Here is a 3,159-nt window from a genome sequence, read left to right as displayed (position 1 = left end):
CTCACATGAAGCGAAGCGGAATGTGAGCCGGGGTGGGGTGATGCTTCCGCGCGCACACTGTCTAATACGGAGAGACCGTCACCCCACCCCGGCACGCATCTCGCTTCGCTCGATCGCGTGCCGACCCTCCCCCTCCAGGGGAGGGTGAGCCCAACCGCTCTGCTCTCCCCATATGCGATAGTCCCGCAGCGTCGGGGATCAGGACCACCCGGCTTCGCAGTCCGCGGCCGCAGCGCTCGTCTCGCGCGCCGCCGCGTCCATCCCATCCCGCCGCCCACGTCCGTGACGATCGTGAAGCGCCCCCTGTGGCGGCAGGATGCGCCTATAATGCCACCGATTTGGGGTCCGCGTGGATTGCCCCTTCCCGCGCGTCTGTTTGCGGTCAAATTCATCACGGCAGTCGTCAGGGGGACGGACATGAAACGGCGAGAGTTCATCGGCGCAGCCGGCGGCGGCGGCGCGACGGCCACGATCGGCGCTTTTGGGATTCGACTACGACAATTGATCGGTTACGATCGGCTGCGATCTCAACCGGCATAACGCGCCGTTCGAGATCCAACGGAAATTTGGAGACTGACTCAGGAGGAACGCCGCAATGACCGACAGCCCCTTGCGCGCCAAAGGCCGCGCGATGCGCCGCAATCTCATGGGCGCGGCCTACGCCGATAAGCTCGATCGGCAGCTCTATACCGATCCGATCATGGAGAAATTTGCTGCACTGACGCAGGAGACGGTGTTCGGCTCGCTGTGGACGAGGCCCGAGCTCGATCTCAAGACCAGGACGCTGATCTGCGTCGTCTCCGACACCGCAACAGGGCGGACCCCGGAGCTGAAACTGCATATCCGCTTTGCGGTCAATCATGGCTGGACCGAGGACGAGCTCGCCGAGGCGATTCTGCACCTGCTCGGCTATGTCGGCGCGCCCCTGGTGCGCGAGGCGCTGCTGGTCGCGAAGGAGACCTTTGCGGAGATGCGTGCCGAGAATCCGGTCACGTCATAACAGCGAGCTTGCAGCCCTGCGCAACTTCGGTTGAGAAATGCTCAGCTGCAGTTATTCGCAGGTTGGCCCTTCCGCGAGCGCCAGCGACGCCCGCTATTGAACCTCCTCGTGACCAACAGCTGACATCAGGCACGACATCCCCTAAGCATCTGAAACTCTACTGATCAGACCTTTGCCCCGATCCGATCCTGAAGGCGACCGGGAGCACGAGTCCGGCCGGCGTGCGATAGACCGCCGCACGCCGCTCCAGAGACGCCCGGATGGCGGCCTGTGTCGCGGCGTCCTGGTGGACGATCGCCGACGCCGTCACCGCAAAGCTCCCGAGACCACCGCGCCAGAGCGTGTCGACATCGGCGATCGTGTAGCTCGCCCGGTGATCATCGACCCTGACATCGTCCAGGCCTGCGCCGACGAGCAGCTTGCGAAACTCCGTCGCATCGCAAAACCTCAAATTCGAATGTCCGGCCGGCACATCGGGCGGAAGCGCCGCGCCGACTTCCGCGACCGCCTCGCGAAACAGCCCCTGGACGCGCTGCTTGTCGGGCTGGTCCCACCAGGAGAAAGCCACGCGGCCGCCGACCTTGAGCGTGCGGGCGCATTCGGCAACCGCGGCTTCGGGCCAGGGAAAATGCCCCAGGCCGAAATTGCACACGACCACATCGAAGGACCGGTCGGCAAAGGGCAGGTGCTCGACTTCTGCGATCCGGAAATCGATGTCCGGATGCGAGACCCGCGCCAACGCGATCATCCCCTGCGACAGATCGACGCCGGTGCAGGCGGCGCCTAGACGTCTGGCTCTCGCCGCGACCGATCCGGGTCCGGTGGCGATGTCGAGCAGGTTCGATCCTGCGCCGACGCCCGCCGCATCGAGCAGAGGCTGAATGGCAAGCGCCGTGATCGGCGTGAAAAAGTCGTGATAGGTCGCGGCGAGGGTGTCGTGGCGCTCACGCTCGAAGCGGCGCAGGCGTTCGGCGTCCTGCGCGGAAAGGGGAAGGCTTGCATTGGCCACGGAACACTCCAACGGACGACACGCGCATGGCGGAATTTGAGCGCGTTGCCCGGATCGGTTCAAGCGGAATCGGCCGCGAACCAATCGGCAAATTCGCCACTGATGGGGTGCGAATCTGAAATCCTGGTCTTACTACAAAGCCTCACGCCGCCCGCGCTGACCGCAATTGCCCGCTCACCATCTGCTCCAAGGTCGCGACGGTGAGAAAGTTTTCCGGCGTAATCGCGTCCTGCGGAATGGTGAAATCGAATTCGGCCTCGACGCCGAGCATCAAGCTGACCATGTCCACCGAGGTGAGGCCGGCGTCAACCAGCTTCGTCTCGGGAAACACCTCGGCCGTGATCTCGTTCTGCAACAGGATCGCGTCGACCAGGGCGATGATCCGGCCGCGAATGTCGGCATCGAAATTTGGCATCGTCAACCTTCCGCGCTGTACCCATGAACCCGCTGCGGCTGTCGTGCCGCACCGCGCAACCTTAAGGATCGCCGCGTCAGAACGCCATGTCGCGGCTGACGACAGCGTTCCGTTTTCGATCTTAACGCTAACGCGCTTCATCGACTTTACACGCTGAGGGCGAGGAAGGATTAACCGTCGCGCTCGAAAGCAAGCCGTTTACGCTGAATCCCGTCGACGCATTTGAATTAAATCCATAACCTTTGGTTCTATCGGAAATTGCAACGACTGCCGTGGCCACGGCGTCAATGCCCGGCACCACCGCGAGAAACCGGAGGTCGCGTCAGCCATGAACGTCCAGGAAACCAGCTTTCGTAACCTCGTCACCGACCGTGCGGGCGAGAGCGTGCTGATCGACCGCGAGCTGTCCTTCACCGAGCGCACCGCGAGCGTCGCGGCAATCGCAGCGGCGGAAGCCGAGGAAGTCGACCGCATGGCGCGCTTTCCGAAAGCCGCGATCGATGCCGCGCGCGAACGGAAGCTGCTCGGCGCGCAGATCCCGGTCGCGTTCGGCGGCTTCGGCGCCTCGATCCACGATCTCGCCGAGATGTGCTATGCGCTCGGCCGCGCCTGCGCGTCGACCGCGATGATCTTCGCGATGCATCAGACCAAGGTCGCCTGTGCACGAGGCCTCGCCGTGCGCAATCGCACGGCCCATGCTGGAAATCATTTGGGGATTTCCTTGTCAATCGCGGT

4 protein-coding genes are annotated in these 3,159 nt (G+C 63.7%); 2 read left to right on the top strand and 2 right to left on the bottom strand.

The genetic code is table 11. From position 1 onward, the window contains the following. The first annotated feature begins 595 nt into the window (after positions 1 to 595). Entirely contained in the window at positions 596 to 1,000 is a 405-nt protein-coding gene (locus JOY90_RS10170) for a carboxymuconolactone decarboxylase family protein (RefSeq protein WP_291691005.1), read from the top strand. A gap of 157 nt (positions 1,001 to 1,157) precedes the next feature. On the opposite strand, the gene JOY90_RS10165 is transcribed toward JOY90_RS10170, so the two are convergent. Further along, entirely contained in the window at positions 1,158 to 2,009 is an 852-nt protein-coding gene (locus JOY90_RS10165) for a class I SAM-dependent methyltransferase (RefSeq protein ID WP_291691004.1), read from the bottom strand. 142 nt (positions 2,010 to 2,151) lie between these two features. Then, positions 2,152 to 2,424, bottom strand: a complete 273-nt coding sequence (locus JOY90_RS10160) for a phosphopantetheine-binding protein (RefSeq protein WP_291691003.1) — start codon at positions 2,422 to 2,424, stop codon at positions 2,152 to 2,154. Between the two features lie 328 nt (positions 2,425 to 2,752). Here JOY90_RS10160 and JOY90_RS10155 point away from each other — a divergent pair. Then, a partial coding sequence (locus JOY90_RS10155) for an acyl-CoA dehydrogenase family protein (protein WP_291691002.1) occupies positions 2,753 to 3,159 on the top strand: 407 nt, incomplete at its 3' end.

This window comes from Bradyrhizobium sp. (assembly GCF_019242285.1).
In the GTDB taxonomy this organism is placed as follows: Bacteria; Pseudomonadota; Alphaproteobacteria; order Rhizobiales; family Xanthobacteraceae; genus Bradyrhizobium.
The sequence above is the reverse complement of the archived record's forward strand: the minus strand, read 5'-3'. Positions and strand labels throughout refer to the sequence as shown.

Bases quoted from the DNA above. Each gene is read 5' to 3' on its own strand.
- JOY90_RS10170 (WP_291691005.1), top strand. From the start codon at position 596: ATGACCGACAGCCCCTTGCGCGCCAAAGGCCGCGCGATGCGCCGCAAT.
- JOY90_RS10160 (WP_291691003.1), bottom strand. From the start codon at position 2,424: ATGCCAAATTTCGATGCCGACATTCGCGGCCGGATCATCGCCCTGGTC.